Annotated in this window: 11 protein-coding genes; 1 reads left to right on the top strand and 10 read right to left on the bottom strand. The window is 68.5% G+C overall.

From position 1 onward, the window contains the following. Nucleotides 1–6: 6 nt before the first annotated feature. From KF837_30250 to KF837_30215, 8 genes are all read right to left on the bottom strand, one after another. On the bottom strand, nt 7–3,225 hold the full coding sequence (locus tag KF837_30250; GenBank protein ID MBX3231644.1) for a spermidine synthase: 3,219 nt from the start codon (nt 3,223–3,225) through the stop codon (nt 7–9). A gap of 118 nt (nt 3,226–3,343) precedes the next feature. Next, nucleotides 3,344–3,943, bottom strand: coding sequence for a prepilin-type N-terminal cleavage/methylation domain-containing protein (locus KF837_30245; GenBank protein ID MBX3231643.1), 600 nt, complete (start codon nt 3,941–3,943; stop codon nt 3,344–3,346). A gap of 144 nt (nt 3,944–4,087) precedes the next feature. Further along, complete coding sequence (locus KF837_30240; protein ID MBX3231642.1) at nt 4,088–5,851, bottom strand: DUF2723 domain-containing protein; 1,764 nt, start codon at nt 5,849–5,851, stop codon at nt 4,088–4,090. Between the two features lie 5 nt (nt 5,852–5,856). Further along, entirely contained in the window at nt 5,857–6,444 is a 588-nt protein-coding gene (locus KF837_30235) for a prepilin-type N-terminal cleavage/methylation domain-containing protein (protein ID MBX3231641.1), read from the bottom strand. A gap of 127 nt (nt 6,445–6,571) precedes the next feature. Further along, entirely contained in the window at nt 6,572–7,993 is a 1,422-nt protein-coding gene (locus KF837_30230; protein ID MBX3231640.1) for a sigma-54-dependent Fis family transcriptional regulator, read from the bottom strand. Nucleotides 7,994–8,015: 22 nt separating this feature from the next. Next, the gene (locus KF837_30225) at nt 8,016–9,974 is read right to left on the bottom strand and encodes a hypothetical protein (protein MBX3231639.1); all 1,959 of its coding nucleotides are present in this window, start codon (nt 9,972–9,974) and stop codon (nt 8,016–8,018) included. A gap of 30 nt (nt 9,975–10,004) precedes the next feature. After that, a complete protein-coding gene (locus tag KF837_30220; GenBank protein MBX3231638.1) occupies nt 10,005–12,380 on the bottom strand; it encodes a PEGA domain-containing protein in 2,376 nt (791 codons plus the stop codon). A 306-nt stretch (nt 12,381–12,686) separates the two neighbouring features. Beyond that, entirely contained in the window at nt 12,687–15,371 is a 2,685-nt protein-coding gene (locus KF837_30215) for a hypothetical protein (GenBank protein MBX3231637.1), read from the bottom strand. Between the two features lie 188 nt (nt 15,372–15,559). Here KF837_30215 and KF837_30210 point away from each other — a divergent pair, with 188 nt between their 5' ends. Further along, nucleotides 15,560–15,907, top strand: coding sequence for a hypothetical protein (locus KF837_30210; GenBank protein ID MBX3231636.1), 348 nt, complete (start codon nt 15,560–15,562; stop codon nt 15,905–15,907). Between the two features lie 66 nt (nt 15,908–15,973). Here KF837_30210 and rimO read toward each other — a convergent pair whose 3' ends face one another. Both rimO and KF837_30200 read right to left on the bottom strand, forming a co-directional pair. Then, the gene (gene rimO, locus KF837_30205; protein ID MBX3231635.1) at nt 15,974–17,416 is read right to left on the bottom strand and encodes a 30S ribosomal protein S12 methylthiotransferase RimO; all 1,443 of its coding nucleotides are present in this window, start codon (nt 17,414–17,416) and stop codon (nt 15,974–15,976) included. Between the two features lie 42 nt (nt 17,417–17,458). Continuing rightward, nucleotides 17,459–18,226, bottom strand: a complete 768-nt coding sequence (locus KF837_30200) for a hypothetical protein (GenBank protein MBX3231634.1) — start codon at nt 18,224–18,226, stop codon at nt 17,459–17,461. Nucleotides 18,227–18,263 lie beyond the last annotated feature (37 nt).

Raw genomic sequence — 18,263 nt, 5'->3', positions numbered from 1 at the left:
ACGATATCACGGCGCGGCGGCGTCGGGTGGAACGGCGGCGTCCGCCTGATCCGTGTCGGGAGTCGCCCCCGGCGCTGGCGGCACCTTCACGGGCACTGGCAGGATCGCGGCGCCGAACGCTGTCGTGTGCATGAGGAGCTCGCGGAGATCCTCTTCGGCCTGCGCCTTGCGCGGATCGCCGGCCCCTTCCAGGCAGGCAATGCGGACATCGATGATGGGACGTTCGAAGGGAAGCGGAGACCAACGGTCGATACCCTGGACACAGTGCCTGAAGTCGCCGGTCGCACGGAGGAGCCTGAGATAAACCTGGACCCGCAACGCCTCGAAGATCGAGACTGCGAACGGCTCGCTCAGGGACGATGCGAGCGTTTTTGCCAACTCGGGGGACTCGCGACCAATCGCGAAGGCCTCGTTGAGCGCTCGCATCATCGTGTCGGTCGGGAACCAGGGCTCGGTGCGTGCGAGAGTGAAGGCACGACCTAGGACGGTAGCGGCATCGTCGGTGCGCTTCTTCTTGACCAGCCAGAGTCCGTTCAGGAGCTCGCGGTCGATCGCGGGCTTGACCTCAGCGGTCACGAAGCCGGGAAACGCATCATCTCCTTCGTCCGCCATCGTGCTGGCGACGTACAGGCGCTCCATGTACGTCCGGGGAGGGCGGCCGAGCCGCCGCCATCGCGCGAGGGCCTGCGGATGGCCTGACGACATGAATCTCACGATGAGATCGCTGGTCGCCGCTACCGAGGCGGAGGGGGGCGCGAGCGGGTCCAGCGGATGGTTGGTCGTGGCCTGGTTCCACAGACGCTCCTCGATCACGAGCTCGCGATCGTACGCGCCAACGATCTGTGGAGTTCCAAGTCCAAGCAGGAAGGCGACACGCTGGACCTCGTGTCCGATCTGGTTGTTCCGACCGAGGTTTCGCGCGAAGGCGAACTCGAGCGCGTTCTGGTCGTCTGTATTCACGACGCCGAGTCCCGCCTCGGCGACGCGGTCGATCAGGGCCGGTGCGGCCACGTAGTGGGCGAGTACGCCTTCCGCCGTTGTCGTGCCCCACGTGGCCGCGAGGGCCGTCGCGACGGGCTCCTGGCTCACACGCTGACGGACCCGATCCATATCGAGTGGGCGCGCTTCACGCTCCCCAATGAGCAGAATGTCCCCGGACTCCGTCTGCCACACGCTTACGGCCGGAAAGACCGAGCGCAGGGTCATCATCGCAGTCGCTACGGCGAACGGCTGGACGTCGTACGTCTGCATCCATTGCACGAATAGACCGCCGTCGTTAAGGCGACCGGAGACTGCGCGGTAGAAATCAGAGGTGAAGAGGCTCGAGATGCCAGCACGATAGGGATTTGAAGGCTCCGAGAAGATGACATCGTAGCGCTCACGCGTCGTGAGGAGCGCCTCGCGCGCGTCGCCGATCGTGATGTGGACCTTCGGGTTGGTCACCACAGACTGGTTGACGGCCGCGCAATCCCGCGCCACGCGTACGATCGCCGGCTCCAGCTCCACGACATCGACGCGCTCGACCGACGGGATCGCGCCGAGCCACCCCGCCGTGCTCCCCGTGCCGAGCCCCACGACGAGCATTCGGCGCGGGTCCTCGTGGAGGAGCGTAGCGAGCAGGCCGCTCATGACCTGCGTCGAGCGATCGGCGTGGACGTGTCCGTCGCTCTTTCCGTTGACGATGAAGGCGTACCCGTTCGCGCGGGTCAGGGCGACCGCGCTCTCGACCCCATCCGCTTCCCATGCGATCGCCCAGTTCCAGTGCCTGATGAAGGGCTGGAGGTCATGCTGGTTCATCCGTGAGGAATTGATGGCGCGGCCGGCGCCGATGCCGGAGTGACGCCAGAAGTGTGTCGGTCCTGTCGCGCCGAGGGTCGCCAGCGCGGCGATCGCGAGGGCTCCGACCGTGACGGATGGCGGGAGAGCGTGGAGCGCGCGCATGCGAAGATCGACCGCGAGGCTGACCAGGGCCGCAGCGCTCAGGCCGATGATGACGGCGCGCCAGCAGCCCGGAGCCGAGAGGAGCGGGAGGAGGCCCAGACCGCCGGCTAGCGAGCCGACCATCGCGCCCGCCGTGTTGGCAACGTACGCCTTTCCGACGTCGGAGCCGACGTCACGGGCGCCACGTCCGTAGAGGCCGATGATGGCGGGGAACTGGAAACCCGATACCACCGCGGCTGGAAAGACAACGACGACGGTGACAAGCGTCCATGCGGAGACGGCGCCGAGGAATGAAATCTGCGCGAGCGGTCCGAGGAGGAGCGCGAGTGTGGCGATGCGATCGCCGAGAGCGTAGGGGATCGCAATCGCGAGGGCTTCGAGCGCGCATGTCGTCGCGAATAGGACGAGCGTGGCACGCTGGGTCACGCGAGAGTAGAGCGCGCCGCCGATGCCGATTCCGGCGAGCGCGACTGCGAGAATGAGCCCGAAGGTGTAGGAGGTACCGCCTAGGAGCGGCGCGAGCATCCGGTACCAGACAAGCTCCATCAGCATGAAGGAGAGGCCGGCGATGGCTGCCGCGGCCGGCGGAAACCAAGTGGGAACCTCTGCGACGTTGGTTTCCGAGGCGTTCGTGTCCGCGCTAGCCTCCGCCGCCGCGTCCCCCGCCATCCGTCGCGCGACCGATCGCGCAATGACGCCGACGAGCGCGTTGACGAGACAAGCGAGCCAGAGCGTCATCCGCGTTCCGAACAGCTCGATCGCGAGGAAGTTCGCGAGCAGCGTGCCCGCGACGGCCCCGATCGTATTCACGCCGTACAGGAGTCCGACCCGCGAGCGGCCGACGTCGTCCCAGCGTTCGACCGCGCGCGCGGCCGCTGGCATCGTTCCGCCCATCGCGATTGTGGATGGCCCGAGGACGAGCGCGGTGAGCACCAACCGCAGCGCCGTAGCACCCACCGTTCCGAGTGTCGCGGCGCCGCCGATGCCGAGATAGACCGCGCGAGCGAGCACGACGAGGAGGGGGCTCAGCCCGGCCGTCACAGCGATGAAGAGTTCGAGGTTGGCGTAGAACGCAAACGGGTTCGGTGAGCGGTCGGCCCGGCGGCCTAGCATGATCCCGCCGACACCGAGCCCACCCATGAAGGCAGCCAGCACAGCGCCCGAGGCGGCTGTGCTTCCGCCGAAGACGAGCCTCAGCTCACGGAACCAAGCGATCTGGTAGACGAGCGCACACGCGCCCGAGAAGAAGAGAAAGGGGACGACGCGGCGAAGTGGTGAAATCACGGATAACCCAGGGGACGGAGTACCGGAGCGGGAGACGACAAACGAAAAGCGGCCCGACTGGGTACAGCCGGGCCGCTAGCTAGCCTAACAGCTAGCAGGAAATGCGTGCGAGTGAAGGTCACTCCTCCGGAGATACCTCGTCGATCGAGGGCGCGATCGTAAGCCGGCCTTCCTGAATCTTACCGTTCATAGTGAACGTCGAGAAGAGAGCGCCATCGCCACTCAAGTCGCCGATCGCGGTCGCGGAGATCGCCTTGCCCTCTTCGTCAGTGCCCGCTACGTCGCCGCCATTGTACATGTAGGAGTAGTATTGAGGTGCCGTCATCTCGAACTTTAGGCAAGGAAAGCCCCTATTCAGCTTGACGTCGTTTTCCGGTGACCAGTCAAGCTTTGCGGACTGATACTTCTTGCCCTGAAGAAGGGCCATGGAACCGGACGCGGGGACAGCCTTGGAGGCGGTACCGCACGTCTTGCGGATGACTGCAGTCGAAGTGCCGGGGGTGATGACCGTCGCCTCCATACGTTCGCCTTCGAAAGCGGTCACGGCATCCTTGCCGATCTGGCCGAGCGAGTTCTTTGCCTCTGCCGTCTTCGCGTTCGCGATGTACTTGCGGACGCCGTACACGGCAAGCACGGCCAAGACACCGACGATCGCGACGACGATCATGAGCTCGACGAGTGTGAATCCCTGCTTGAGTCTCTTACGAATCCTGACCATCGAGCGCTCCTTGCTTGAACGGCGGTACGCCTCTGAAGCAAGGCGGGTACCAGGGTCCAGAAGCTACTATCGCGGGGGAATACTAGTGTCAATCTGGTGGCGCTGACAACTTTGGGGTGCGGGAGGGACAAAATTGGTCGATCGTCAACGGGCGCGCGGAAGCAGCGCAGCTCCCCGCGCGCGGCAGCGGCCGGATGCTTCCATGTCATCCGCAGTGGCAAGTGCTTGCGAGAGGACAAACCATGGCCGCGCATAGTCTTGGTAGCGAGCGCCCGCCCAAGTATGCGCCGCGGGGGGCGTGGCATCCAACGTCAGCTTCGCGAAGAGGGCCTCGTTCCTCTCCATCAGCTCGTGGGGCGACGGCACCTCGGCGGGAGTCCTCGTTAGTCGGATGAGCGGACCGATGGGATAGCTCGGGAAAGTCGTATCCAGGTCCCTCGCGAACCAGCTCGTGACGTAGACGGGCCGCCCTGTCTCCAGCAGCTGGGAGACAAGCCGTAGGCTACTCAGCACGGGGACGCGCTCTCTGGGTGGGACGACGCCGTGTTCGACGGGCTGGCCGAGCTGGGCCTCGATTCGGCGCGCATACCACTCGGCGAGGAGAAGGCGCGGCGCTACAACGACAACGTCGCGACGCTCTCTCATCGTGCACTGCATGTACTCGAGGCCGCCGACGACATCGTCGCCGTTGGCGAGGAGGATGCTCCGCTCCGGCAGCATCGCGAGCACGTTGCGAAGGTAGCTCTCGGTAGTGGGGCGGTGCGTCGCCAGCACGTCGTACAACGTGATCGCTCCACGTGTCGCGATCGAAGCGATACTCGTGGCAACGACGCCCTTCCGGAAGGAGGCGGATTGAAGCCCAGAGGCGATGACGTCGATACCGCGCGCGGCGACGATCGACGCGAGGGAGAGCGGAAGCAGATGGAAGCGCTCGACGACGAGGGCCATCAGGTTGCGCGGCGGCAGATTGAACCGCAGGATCAAGAGCGGTCCCGCGAGGGCGATCGACAGGACCAGCATCGCGAACGCCCAGGAGAATCGGCGCTTGGCGGCGGCCGCGAGGGCGGCGACGACGGCGAGAGGACCGATCCCCGATTCGAGCGAGCTCCGGCCTAGGAGCGCGAGCTGGCCAAACGGCTCGTGTGGGTCGTCACCGGAGGCGAGACTTGTAGTGCCATAGTCGCGGCGCAGGAAATGATGGAGAAGGCCCGAGAGTGTCGAGGTATCGCCCCAGTCGCAGTTGCTCCCGACCGGCATCGACCGAGAGCGAACGATCAGGAAGAGATACGGCGTAAGGCCTATCGTGAGCGCGCCGAGGCTCCCCGCGACCGCGAGCAGTGGACGCGGAGCCGCGCGAACGGCGCGCCTCCAACTGAAGAGCCCAAGCGGAGCAATGAGCACGCAAGTGTGGTGGTTCGCGATGCCGAGGCCGGCGAGGAGTGCTAGTAGCCATGCGCGCCGAAGTTCTCCCATGGGCGAGAGCGTGGTGGGGCCCGCGATACGCACGAGCGTGAGCACGATGAGCACGTTGAGCGCGAACACCTCGGGCTCGGTCGAGAGGCGCCACATGAGCGGCGAAACCGCGAAGATCGCGGCGCCGATCGCGGATGCGATCGGCGTCGCACCCCACGCGCGGCAAGCTCGCACTAGCGCGTCGATGGCGAGCGCGCCGGCGATCGCTGTCGCGAGCGCGACGCGGTGGGCTGGCGAAGCCGCCGGCAACCACCTCCATGCCTGACACCAGAGGACGAAGAGGGGATATCCGGGCGGATGAGGAACGGCCGCGGAGACGCCAGCGGACGCGAGCTCGCCGGTGTCGCCTCCTAGTATCTCGCGTGTCGCGGTCAGCGTGTAGGCGACGCCGCTCGCGAGCGGGACGGCGGCCTGTGCCAGGCGCCTGAGGAGCAGAGCGACTACTCGCCGGCGTTGTGCACGAAGATCCGATTATCGAGCGATGACCCGACGAGCATCGTGAAGTCGCCACCGGGGTCGAGATCGCATTTCGCGGTGGCCCAGTACCATGGTTTCGTCGTGTCGGGGGTTCCCCACGTCACCCACCCCCAATCCCCGTCGGTTGGTTCGGTGAACCCGGAGCCGCCGCCTGTTGTCATGTACTGAAAGGAGACCGCGTTCTCGGCGTGGACGGGAAGGAGCGACCAGGGGGCGTCTCCGCCGTTGCACGCCGGATTCCAGCCGACTTTGCGATTGCCGACGCCGCCGTTCTCTGGACACCAGTTGGTGGTGCCGATCTTCGCGTAGATGCCGACCTCGGCGCGATGACTCTCCTGCGCGACCTTGATCCCGCCGAGCATCGACTGGCCTTCGCTCACCTTCGCGTTGAGCATGTACCTGCGGTAACCGACGATCGCGAGCACGGCGAGGACACCAACAATCGCGACGACGATGGCGAGCTCGACGAGCGTGAAGCCGCGAGTACGCGAGCAAAGACCTCGTTGACGGATCGTCACGGGCGTCCAGTGAAGCATTGACCGTTCCATCATCGACTCTCCCTCTTCGCTCATCGAAGACTACAACGGCGGCTTCGGTTCGAGCACGTTTCAGCGGGCAACTACACGTGCTGCGAGTGTGCGCCGACGAAACGCGCCTGGTCGAGCGACGAAAAGCGGCTCATGCCTCGCCTTCAGAGTCGGGCCCGGCGGCATCATCCGACGTCGTGAGCGTGAGCTTCTGCATCCGGTAGCGGAGGCTACGAAACGTGACATCGAGCAGCTTCGCGGCCGCCGTTCGAACGCCGCCTGATCGCTCGAGCGCTTGAAGGATGAGTCGGCGCTCGACCTCGGCGAGAACGGCGTCGAGGTCGCAACCTGCCTCCGGAAGATCGAGCAACGCCGGTGTCGTCCGCGCGGTCGCGCCGCTCACCTCGGTCGGGAGATCTCCGAGCCCGATCTTGGGGCCGACCGCGAGGGCGACCGCGCGCTCGATGATGTTCTCGAGCTCGCGGATGTTGCCGGGGAACGAATACGCGTCGAGCGCGCGGAGCGCGTCGGCGCCGAGCGCCCGCACCACCTTTCCGTGCTCGCGCGCGCAGCGCTCGAGGAAGTGGCGTGCGAGCTCTGCGATGTCCTCGCGGCGCTCGCGGAGGGGTGGCACCTCGATGCGGATGACGTTGAGGCGATAGTAGAGGTCCTGACGGAACTTGCCGTTCTTGACGTCATCCTCGACGTTCCGGTTCGTCGCGGCGAGGACGCGAACGTCGACCGACGATTCGTCGGCCTCGCCGATACCGCGGACCTTGCGCTCTTGAAGAACGCGCAAGAGCTTCACCTGCATCGGCGGAGGGAGCTCGCCCACCTCGTCGAGGAGCACCGTGCCCGTGTCCGCCTCGCGGAAGAAGCCGAGCTTTCGAGTGCTCGCGCCCGTGAAGGCGCCCTTCTCGTGGCCGAAGAGCTCGCTCTCGATCAACGCTTCGGGGATCGCGCCGCAGTTGATGACGCGGAAGGGCTTGTCCTTTCGATCGGAGGATTCGTGGAGGAGCCTCGCGATGCGCTCCTTGCCCGTTCCGCTCTCGCCCGTGATGAGTACCGTGCTACGGCCGGACGCGACGCGTTCGACCAACTCGAGGACCTTCCGCATGCCGGCGGAGCGCCCGATGAGGTCCTTCGGTTGATGCCGGTCGACCTGGGCGCGGAGCCGCGCGTTCTCCTCTACCAGTGCGTGACGTTCGAACGCCTTCTGGACCAGGACGCGAAGCTCCGAGCTCGAGAAGGGCTTCAATACGAAGTCGTACGCGCCGCGCCGCATCGCCTCGATCGCGGTCTCCAGCGTCGAGTGCGCCGTCATCACGATGACCTCGGCGTCGTGCGCGGCGTCCTTGACGAGCGGGATGACGTCGAGGCCCGAGCCGTCCGGCATCATGAGGTCCGTCAAGACGACGCCATAGGGTTGCGGCGCGTTGCGGATCGCGTCACGGGCGGCGACGAATCCTGGGGCCGTGGTCACGTTGTAGCCCTCACGCCGAAACAGGATCGCGAGCATGTCGCGCAGCCCGGGCTCGTCGTCGATCACGAGCACGTCGCCTTTGTCACCCATTCGCGGGCAGCATAGCAGGACGCTAGCGAGCGAGCGCTTCGACCCGCGGGAGAACCGCTTCGAGAGCGCGCCGGTGCGCGCGGCGGCGGGGAAGGACGGGGCGGAGATCGTCGTCCCAGTCTGGTCCTGGCGGGAACGCCGCCGTCGCGAGCTCGGCGGCCTCGAGCGATCCGTGCAGCAAGAGGAACGCGGTTGCGTCGTAGCGCGCGTCGGGGGCCGCCCGCCGGTTCGTTGCGACCGCGAGGAACGCGTCGCATGCCTCCGGCAGGCGGCCGAGGTCGGCGAGGTGCTTCGCATACCTCACCGGCTCATTCTTCCGAGCCTCAAGGTCTTCGAAGAAGCGATCGGCCGCTTGTATACGTCGCAGCCGCTCCGCGGGGACGCCAATCCGTGCGGTGAGCGCTGGATCGAGCGCCGCGGCCCGCGCGAACGACGACGCCGCTGCGTCGAAGGCGCGGAGGTGGAGATGCGCAAACGCAACCGCGAGCTGAATGCGCGCGCTCTCGGGATGCGATCTCGCGAGCGCCTCGGTGAGGGCAAGCGCCTCCTCGTACCGGCCGAGCCTCACCGCACACACCGCTCGGTTCTCTCTCGCCCGTCGCTCGGCGGACGGCGCAGCGCGCGATTGCGCGAGCGTCTCGAGGGACCGATCATAGAGGCGGCAGGCGAGCTCGGGCTCTCTACGTCCGAGCAGCACTCCTGCGAGCGCCATCCTCGGCATCGTGTTGTGCGGGTGGGCTTGTTCGGCGGCGACGATCCAGAAACGGAGCTCCTCCGTGTAGTCGTTCGCGCGTGCGGTGGTCGTCGCGCCAAGGAGGAGCGTTCCGGCGAGCGCCGCGGCGGCGAAGACGCGCGGACGTGGCAAGGGTGCGCACGCGATCGCGAGCATGATGCCGGCGAGCGGCACGTAGAGGAGGCGATCGGCCGCGACGGATCCGGCGAGTGCGAGCGGTACGACGTGAAGGACGGGACCGAGGGAGGTCGCCGCGAGGACGAGGCCGACCTGCATGCCCTGTCTCGATGTCGAACCCTTCGCGTGCGCGCGTCGCACGAACACCGCGGCGATCACTAGCGCCAACGCGGCTAGCGTTCCGCCGACGGCAGCACGAACGGTATCAACCTCTCCGACGAGCCCGATGCTCGTGCGCGAACGAAAGGGATCGAGGATCATCTCGGCGTAGCGCGCTACCGCTTCGAAGACGGTGCCAAGACGCGTGCCCGCCCCGAGGTCTCGCGAGGCCGATGAGGGGCCGGCGAGCGCAATGGTCCGCAACGCCGCGTAGCCGAGGACAGGAAGACCAAGGCACAGGCCCGCGCGACGCGCGTCGCGCCGCCCGGCGAGAATCGCGACGACGAGCGCGAAGGCGAGACCGACTTCCTTGCTTAGGCACGACGCGAAGACGAGCGCGCCGGCGAGCACCGCGCGCACCCATGTACCGATCAACGTGCGCCTGGGCTCAGCGTCACTTCGCGCCGCCGGCCACACCGCGAGCGCGCCGAGCCCGAAACAGCAGGCCAGCACGTCGGCCCGTCCCGAGACCCACGCGACGGCTTCGGTGAGCCTCGGCATCACGCCCCACGTGGGCGCCGCGAGCACGGCGGCTTCCCACGATGCGCCGAGGCGACGCGCGCACACCGCGAAGAGCGTGCACGTCGCGAGATGAAGCAGAACGTTCGTGAAGTGAAACTGGTCCGGCGCGCCGCCGAGCGCGAGGTCGAAGCGGTACGACAAGAGGACCAGCGGCCGGTAGTACCGTGGTCGCGCGTCCGTGAGCGATCCTTCGGGCCAGAATGGTTCGGTCAGCAGATCGAGCAACGGCGCACGGCGATACGAGGCCGCACCGTCGAGGAGCACGTGATCGTCCCAGACGAAGGGAGCCTCGAGCGCCGGGCGATACGCGAGCGCGACAAAGACGAGCGACGCGACTGCCGCTGCGAAGAGCAGCGCCTTGCGGAGCTCGTCGCGTGTAGCTTCCTTCACGCTTCCCTCACGTGGAGGGAGCGTACGCGGTTACTCGTCCCGCAGCTTCGCGAAGGCGGCCTTTGTTTCGCCGGCCTTGACCTCGACCGTGATCGTCTTCTTCAGGGACTGCTCCGAGTTCACGAACATGATCGTGTGGGTCCCCGGGGTCACGGTGACGTGTGCCTGCGGGGTGACGCCGATGGGTTTGCCGTCGAGGACGATCGAGGAGGCGGGGAGGGAGTTGATCTTCAGCGCCGTTTCGCCGGTCGATTCCGATGCGGTGGACTTCCTCGGCTTCTCGTCGTCGCTCGACGACGAGGAGACCTTTGCCTTCGGCGTCATCGCGGCGGCGACCGGGGCGGAGGCCGGCTTCTCCGCGGCTGCCCTCGCGGCGGCGGTGCCCTTCGGGTTCAGCGTGATCGTGAACGTCTTCTCGGCCTGGCCGTCCTCGAACGCGATCTTCTCGCTGTAGGGGTCCATCCCGTCCTTCGTCGCCTGGAGCTCCCACTTCTCGTTGGGATCGAACTCGATCGCCATCGGGAACTGCGGGACCTCCTTCTTCGTGGCGCCGTTGACGAGCGTGACCTTCGCGCCCGGCGTGCCGAGCTGGATCGTCGCCTTGCCCTTCGTCACCTTCAGCGGGACCGTGCCGACGTCGACGATCTCGTCCTTGCCGACCGTGATCGTCTTGTCGAGCGGGGCGTAGCGATCGCCGCTGAAGTGGAGCTTGTGATCGCCCGGCTCGAGGTCCTTCAGCTCCTGCGGGAGGACGCCGATCTCCTTGCCGTCGACGGTGAGCTTCGCGCCCGCCGGGCCGGCGACCTTGAAGCCGGTGCCGTTCGAAGGCTTCGCCGCGACGAGCTGGAAGTCCGTCGTCACGTCCTTGCCGCCCGAGATCGCGACCGCCTTCGCCGCGACCGGCTCGTAGCCGGCGGCGCTGACCTTCACCTCGTGCGTGCCGGCGGGGAGGTCGCGGACGATGCACGGGGCGCTGTCGCACTTCTTCGCGCCGTCGATCGTGACCTCGAGCTTCGAGACCACGCCGCCCTTCGCGTCGGCGACGTTCACGACCACCGTGCCCGTGCGCGGCATGAAGAAGAACACCGCCGCGCCGGCGATCGCCATTACGGTCAGGAGGACCGCGAAGACGAAGCCGTTGCTCTTCGGCTCCTTCTTCTCCGGGAACGTGTAGCTTGCATCCATCCGCGCGACCGGCGGCAGGCTCTGCTGCGGGGCGGCCGGCGGATAGGACTGCACCGGCGGCGGCGGCGCCGATGGCGACACGGCGCCGGCGGCGTACGGCTGCGTGACGGGCGGCGGCGGGACCGACTGCGGCGGCAGCGCGATCTGCTGCGCGGAAGGGAGCGTCTGCATCCCGGGCGCGGCCGCGCCTGGCGGCGGAGGGGGCGGCGGCGGCATCGCGGGCTGGGTCGTGAGGCCCGGCTTCATCGACGGCGGAGGCGGCGGGGGCGCCGAGCGCATCGAGCCGCTCGCGGGCTGCGAGGAGCGGAGGCTCTTCGAGATCGACGCGGCCTCCGGCTCACCGAGGGCGCCGAACGCGGCGGAGAGCGACGCGGTGTCCGGCGGCTCCGGGACCGGCGCCGGTTGCGGCATCGGCGCCGGTTGCGGCATCGGCTGCGCGGGCATCGCCATCTCGGTCTTCGCGGTCGCGAGCCGCGCCGACGTGCGCTCGGACGCGGCGCGCTGCTCCGACGACGCGACGAGCGTGTCGAGCGACTCGCCGTCGTTCGTGCGCGCGAGCGTGCGATCGTTGGAGCCGCCTGCGTTCTGCGTCGAGGGGACCTGCTCGAACGCCTGCGTCGGCGCGTGGCCGAGGGCGGCCTTCGCCTGCGCCTCGTTGACCTTGTGCTTCTCGAAGACGTGCGTGTCCGCCGCGTCGTCCTCGTCCGTGTACGGATCCGGATCGAGCTTGCCCGCGCGGGCCTTCACGATCGCGGGCGGCGGATGGCTCGAGTGATGGCGCGGCGCCGGGTTGTGCGGGCGCGGCGGGGGATCGGAGGGGAGGCGGTGCGGGCCGCTCGCGCGGTGCGGAGCGGCGGCCTCGATCGGCGGATTGCTCTTCGACGCCGCGAGGTTCGGGAGCGAGCCGCGGCCCGGCGGGGCGTCCGACGACTTGCCGTTCGCGCGCATCGAGCCCGACGCCGGGTGCGCGGCGTCGATGAGGCCCGCGCTCGAGGGGCGCGTCGACGGGGGAGGCGGCGGCGCAGCGAGCGGCGTGGCGGGGCCGGGGATGCCGAGCAGCGTCTTCTTCGCGTCGATGGGGGCAGGACGCGCGGCCTGGACGTAAGAGGAGGAGCCTGGCGGAGGCGGGGGCGCGATCGGCATCTTCTCGGAGTTCTTCCGACCGAGACCCTCGAAGATATCGAGGTCGGATCCGCCGCCGCGCTTGTTCTCGTCTGACATCCGCCGCTCCTGAAACTGCATCATATCGCCCGCACTCCTGTTTTAACAGCGATGCCGGGCACCTTCGCCGTGGGTGCCGGCCGTCGCCGTTCGATGGGCTCACCCCCCGCGGGATCCGGCTGAAGCGAAAACTTCCGCCAAAACCAGGGAGGGCGGGTCCTCATAGCGCCGGGTCCTGGTGTTGGCGAGCGACTTAATGCGGTTTCTCAGCTTTCGAGGGGAGGCCCCGCGCGACCCATGGAAACAACGGCGTTCCGCGCGGGTCGGCCCCAAGGTCGAACGTCTCTTCCGAATCTCAAAGCAGCGCTAGCGCGGCGGCTTCGGGGGAGGCGCGGCCGACGACGACGCCGACGCGCTGGCGGAGGGGGCGGGCTTCTCGGGCGGGGCGAGGGTCGGCCGCCACTTCACCCGCTGGGCCTGGAGCGGGGCCCAGACCGCCTGCTGCACGATCGCCACGTCCTCGAAGATCTGCTTCGCGGCGGGGGAGGGGGTCCGCGCGAGGCGGATCGCGACCGCTGTCGGGCCGGCCGGCTCGCCCGCGAGGTCGAGGCCGCCGCCGAGGTACGCGCGGAGATCGCCGGCGACGAGGCCGCGCGACGTGCAACCTGCGCGTTGCAGGAGGTCGAGCATCGCCGCGCTCGCGTCGCTGCTCGGGGGATCGTCGGGCGGGAGCTCGAGCCAGTGCAAGAAGCCGTCCTCGTCCGAGACGCCGACCGCGCCGCGCGCGGTGACGGAGCCGGGCGCGAGGACGGGCACGAGCGCTGACGCGTTCGGCGGCGCGGAGGCGGAGACGGAGAAGACGTGCGCGCCGAGCCAGAGCTTCTTGTCGCCGGCCTCGGCGCTCGGCTTCACCTTCGGCGGGCGGCCGAGGACGAGGACGGTCTGCACCTTCTCGTCGGCGTCCGGCTTGTCGAGGTCGACGGCGCGCGGATCGACGCGGAGCACGCGGACCTTGCGGCTCGGGTCGCCGTTCGGGAAGAGGCGCGCGGTCGTGATCGCGCTCGCGTACGGGAAGCCGTGCTGCGGGAGGCCCTTCACGCGCCACTCGCTCTCGGGCTCGAGCGGCGCGCCGGGGAGGACCGCGCGGTTCGTGAGGTAGAAGAAGTCGCGTCCGTCGCGCTGGATGTAGCGAGGGAACTGGATGTGCCCCATCGTCTTCGTCATCCGGCGCGACCGGTACTTGAAGTCCGGCATGTCCTTCACCGTGCCCTCGTACTCCCAGTCCGGCTGGAGGGGACGGCCGAGCGGCTTGAAGGTACTTGCAGACTGCATGTTGTAGAACTCGAAGCCGGCGAGGCCCGGGTTCATGTCGAGGTGGATGCCGAGCTGGCAGCGCGCCGCGAGCATCGCGCGCCCGAGCGGCTCGGGGCCGATGTCGTGGCCGAAGAGGTACGCGACGAAGCCCTCCTTCGTGAGGCACAGGCCGGAGCGCGTCGTGTGGACGGCGTCCTTCCAGCCCGGCGGGACGCCGCCCCACCACGCGCGGCCCCACGGGTTGTACTTGTCGTTCTGCACCATGGGGGTCATGTTCTGGCGGAACGAGAGGACGTCCTCCGGCACGGTGCGCTGGTCGGGCGGCCACGCGGTGAACGCGGTCGCGCCGTCTTTCATCTCGAGCACGGTCGCGGCGTACGGCTTCGGCGGCAGGTAGAGGACGCCGTCGGCCTGCATGCCGAACTCGCCGTGCGTCGCCTGGAAGCCGCCGTTGAAGCCGGCGACGAGCTTCCGGATCACCTGCGGCTCGCGCGGGATCTGCCCGGTGCCGGCCTCGCCGGTGGAGCTGACCGGCTCGACCGAGCCGGCCTCCATGTGGAGCGCGACGAGGCGCGGGTCCCAGAGCGTCACGTAGACGCGCGTCTGCTGCGCGCTCGGATCGGTGCGCACGAACGTCGTCACGAACGGGGTCGCGTTGCCGGCGACGGGCGTGATGAACGGATCGTCGTCGAGGCGGATCCACTGGCCTTCGCCCGTGAGCGGCGGCTTCAGCATCGGCTCGAGCGGCTTCGGCGGCCAACCGAGCTCGGGATCGGTCACGTTGACCGTCTGCATCGTGACGATCGACCCGAGGTCCTCCTGCGCCTGCTCCGCGCCGGTGTCGCCGGTGAGCGCGGCCTTCTTGCCCTTCACCCACTCGAGCGTGGTGAAGACGACGGCCTTGAGCATCTGGTTCTTCTCGTCGCCGAACCACGACGCGGCGCGGAGACGATCGCTCATCCATGGTCCGAACGTCGGCGGCTTCGCGAGGACGCCCTCCGGCGTCGCGCGCGCGTGAGCGCCCTCGGGCACGGTCGCCTTCACCGGGTCGAAGACGAGCGGCGGCTCCGACGGCGGATCGGTCTTCACCTCGAGCGTCCCGTCGTCGCGGAACGCGACCGAGGCCGTCTTCGGCGGCGGGACGAGCGCGAACACCGTCTTCTTCACGCCGTGGGTGGAGCCGGTGGCCTGGAGGTCTGCGATCTTCACCTGCCAGCGCTCGGTGCGCGTGAGCTCCTCGTACGCGTGCGTGTCGTGGCCGGCGAGGTCGAGGACCTGCACCGCCTGCGGATGCCCGTCGACCTCGACGACGTACGCGACGAGCGAGCCGCGCGTGACGGGGAGCGTCTCGTCCGCGTTGGTCGACTTCGTGAGGTTGTGCATGTCCCCGACGTCGAGGAGCTGCCCTTCGGGGGAGAGCCGCGCGTCGACCGTGAAGAGGTCGAACGTCTCGGCGTCCGGCGGCGCGCTCGGATCGGCGGACGACGGGACCACGCTCTTCTCCTTGCCGCGCACGAGCGCCCGACCCTTGCCGCGCATCGCGCCGCTCACGCCGGACGGACCCTGGAGCCACACGACGTCGTTCGGGTCGCACGTGACGTCGTGGAGCTTCTCGAGCGCGCCGCAGAGCGCGGCCGATCGGCTCGGGGCCGCGTCGTCGACGGGCGCTCGACCGGCCTTCGCGACGCCGTAGGCCGCGAGCAGTGCGAAGGGGAGCGGCCGGAGCCAGATCTTCACGGGATCCTGCGAGGTAACGCCCGAGCGTCGCCGGGCTGTTCTCCCCAGCCTACGGCGGTTGTTGGAACAAGCCCAAGCACGTCGCTCATGGCAGCCGGCGGGCTAGTGCCAACTGAGTTGTCTATGTGCCTCAAAAATCGGGCGAATGCTGGTGGCGGCGCCGCGTGGGGGCATGCTACGACGTTGCTATGGGACGGCGGTGGCTCGCGCGCGCGCTGATGATCGTGGCCGTTGCGGCGTGCACGAGCCCCACGCTTCCGCTGCCTCCGCCGGCGCTCCCCACGATCTCCGCGGGGACCGAGCCGAACAGCTACACGCTGCGGAGCGAGCGCGGCGCGATCCCGAACGCGCTCCTCGTCGCCGTGAGCCGGAACGAGACGCTGCTGCCCGAAGAGCGCGTGAACGGCACCATCGCGAACGCGGAGGGCACGTGGGAGATGACGGTCAAGGGCCAGCCCCAGGACGTCATCGACCTCACGCAAGACAGCGGCACCGGCACGTCGCCGTCGATCGCGATCACGCTCCCGGCGAGGTAGCAGCCCCGACATCGCAGCGCGGCGGACATCAGACGCCCGCGCGACATCAGCGGCGGCGCGGGGGGGTCAGGCGCCGCGGGACATCAGCTGGGAGCCGAAGACGGGGAGGGCGCGCTTCTTTGGCTTCGCGGCGGCGGCGGCGCGGGGGGGCGGATCGTCGATGACGTCGCCGACGAGGTCGTAGTCGGCCGACTGGGTGATGCGGACGCGGCGCATCTCGCCGCGCGTGACCTCGCCGCCGCCGAGGTAGACCTTCCCGTCCACGTCCGGCGCCTGGCCCGCGTGGCGGCCCGCCATCACGAGCTCGTGCTCCTCCGACGGGCCCTCGACGAGCACGTCCATCTCGCGGCCGACGAGGCGCTTGTTGTTCCGGCGCGCGATCTTGCGCTGGAGGCTCATCAGCTTGCGCCAGCGGTTCGAGACGACGACCGGCCTCAGCTTGCCGTCCTGCGCGAAGCTCTTCGCCGTCTCCTCGTCCGAGTACTTGAATACACCGACGTTGTCGAACTGCCCCCATTCGACGAAGTCTACGAGCTCCGCGAAATCCGCGTCCGTCTCGCCGGGGTGGCCGACGATGAACGCGGTGCGGAGGAAGAGGCCCGGGATGTGCTTGCGGAGCCGCTCCACGACGCGCTTCTGCCGGTCCTTGCCGTGGCCGCGCTTCATGCGCGCGAGCATCGCGTCGGACGCGTGCTGGAGCGGCATGTCGACATAAGGCACGACGCGCGGGTGGCTCGCGAGGAGGTCGAGGAGCGCCTCGTCGATCGTCTCCGGATACAGGTAAAATACACGTACCCAGCGGACGCCCGCGACGTCGGCGACGCGCTCGACGAGCCGCGCGAGCGACTCGCGCCCGGCCTTCGGGAGGTCGCGGCCCCAGCTCACCGTGTCCTGCGAGATGAGGTTCAGCTCGACGATGCCTTGCGCCGCGAGGTGCGAGGCCTCGCGGACGACGTCGTCGGCGGTGCGCGAGCGCTGCTTCCCGCGGAACTGCGGGATGGTGCAGAACGCGCAGGCGCGGTTGCAGCCCTCCGCGATCTTCAGGTACGCGCTCGCGGTCGAGCCGGTGACGACGCGCGGGCTCTCGGCCTTCATCACCCAGTCGGCGGGGTTCCCGACCAGCATGCGAGGGACCTTGCGCTTCGCGACGTCGAGCGGATCGGCGAGCACCTTGCCGAGGGAGAGCATGTCGCTCGAGCCGAGGAAGTGGTCGACCTCCGGCATCTGCGACTCGAGCTCTTGCGGGTAGCGCTGCGAGAGGCAGCCCGTCACGACGAGCTTCTTGCACGCGCCGAGCTTCTTCAGCTCCGCCATCTCGAAGATCGTCTCGATCGACTCCTTCTTCGCCTCGCCGATGAAGCCGCACGTGTTGACGACGATGACCTCGGCCTCGTCCGCCTCGCTCGTGAGCTCCCACCGCTGCTCGCCCGCGACGCCGACCATGACCTCGGTGTCCACCCGGTTCTTCGGGCAGCCAAGACTGACGAAATGAATGCGCTTCTTCGCCACAGGAAGCCGGCACCGTAGTCGACTTCGCCGCTCAGGCAAGCGCTAGCGCGGGCAAACGACGTCGTCGTTGACGGCGTTGGGGGTGCCTCGGAACGTCGCGTCGTAGCTGTCGGTCGTCTCGACCCAGCGCGTGAAGTCCTTGTGGTCGCCGCACTCTTCCGGGAACGCGAGCGCGGCGCCGGGCGTGAGCGGGAGCGAAGGGTACGTGACCTTGTCGATCTCGACCGCGCCGGCGCGGACGATGATCGTGTCGCCGTCGTTCTTCAGCACGTCGGTCGCGTCCCAGGAGAAGACCTTGCCCGGGAGGTTGTGGTTCTTCGTCGCGTCGAGCGAGTTCGCGACGACGAACGTGCCGCCCGGCGCGAGCTCGAAGCCCTCGTCGACGACCGCCGAGTCCGTCGACGTCGTGCCGCGCGGCGACTCCACCACCACGCCGCCGACCTTCAGCCAGCAGTCGCGCGTGCTCTTCACCTCGACCCACTCCCCGCTGTCGCCCGAGCCGCTCTTCGACGAGATCATGATCTCGACGACGGCGAGGTCCCCCGCCTTGAGCTCGCCGGCGCAGAGCTTCTTCGGCGCGATGCCGCTGCCGGAGGAGGACGCCGTCTTGCCGAACGCCCCCGAGTCCGTGTTCGTCTCCGGCTCCAGCGTGTCGATCGACGTCTCCGTCTCCTCGATCGCCGACTTGTCGTCCGGCGTGGTCGAGAGCGGCGCCCGCTTCGGCGCCTCCTGGATGCAGGCGACGAGCGAAAGCGAAGCGACGAGACCGGCCAGGTAAGTGGACCAGGATCGGAGGTGCCCCTGGATCATGTGTCCTGGTTTAGCACTGTCTCCTACGTGTGCCAGG

The sequence above is a fragment of the Labilithrix sp. genome (assembly GCA_019637155.1).
Taxonomy (GTDB): Bacteria; Myxococcota_A; Polyangia; order Polyangiales; family Polyangiaceae; genus Labilithrix.
The sequence above is the reverse complement of the archived record's forward strand: the minus strand, read 5'-3'. Positions and strand labels throughout refer to the sequence as shown.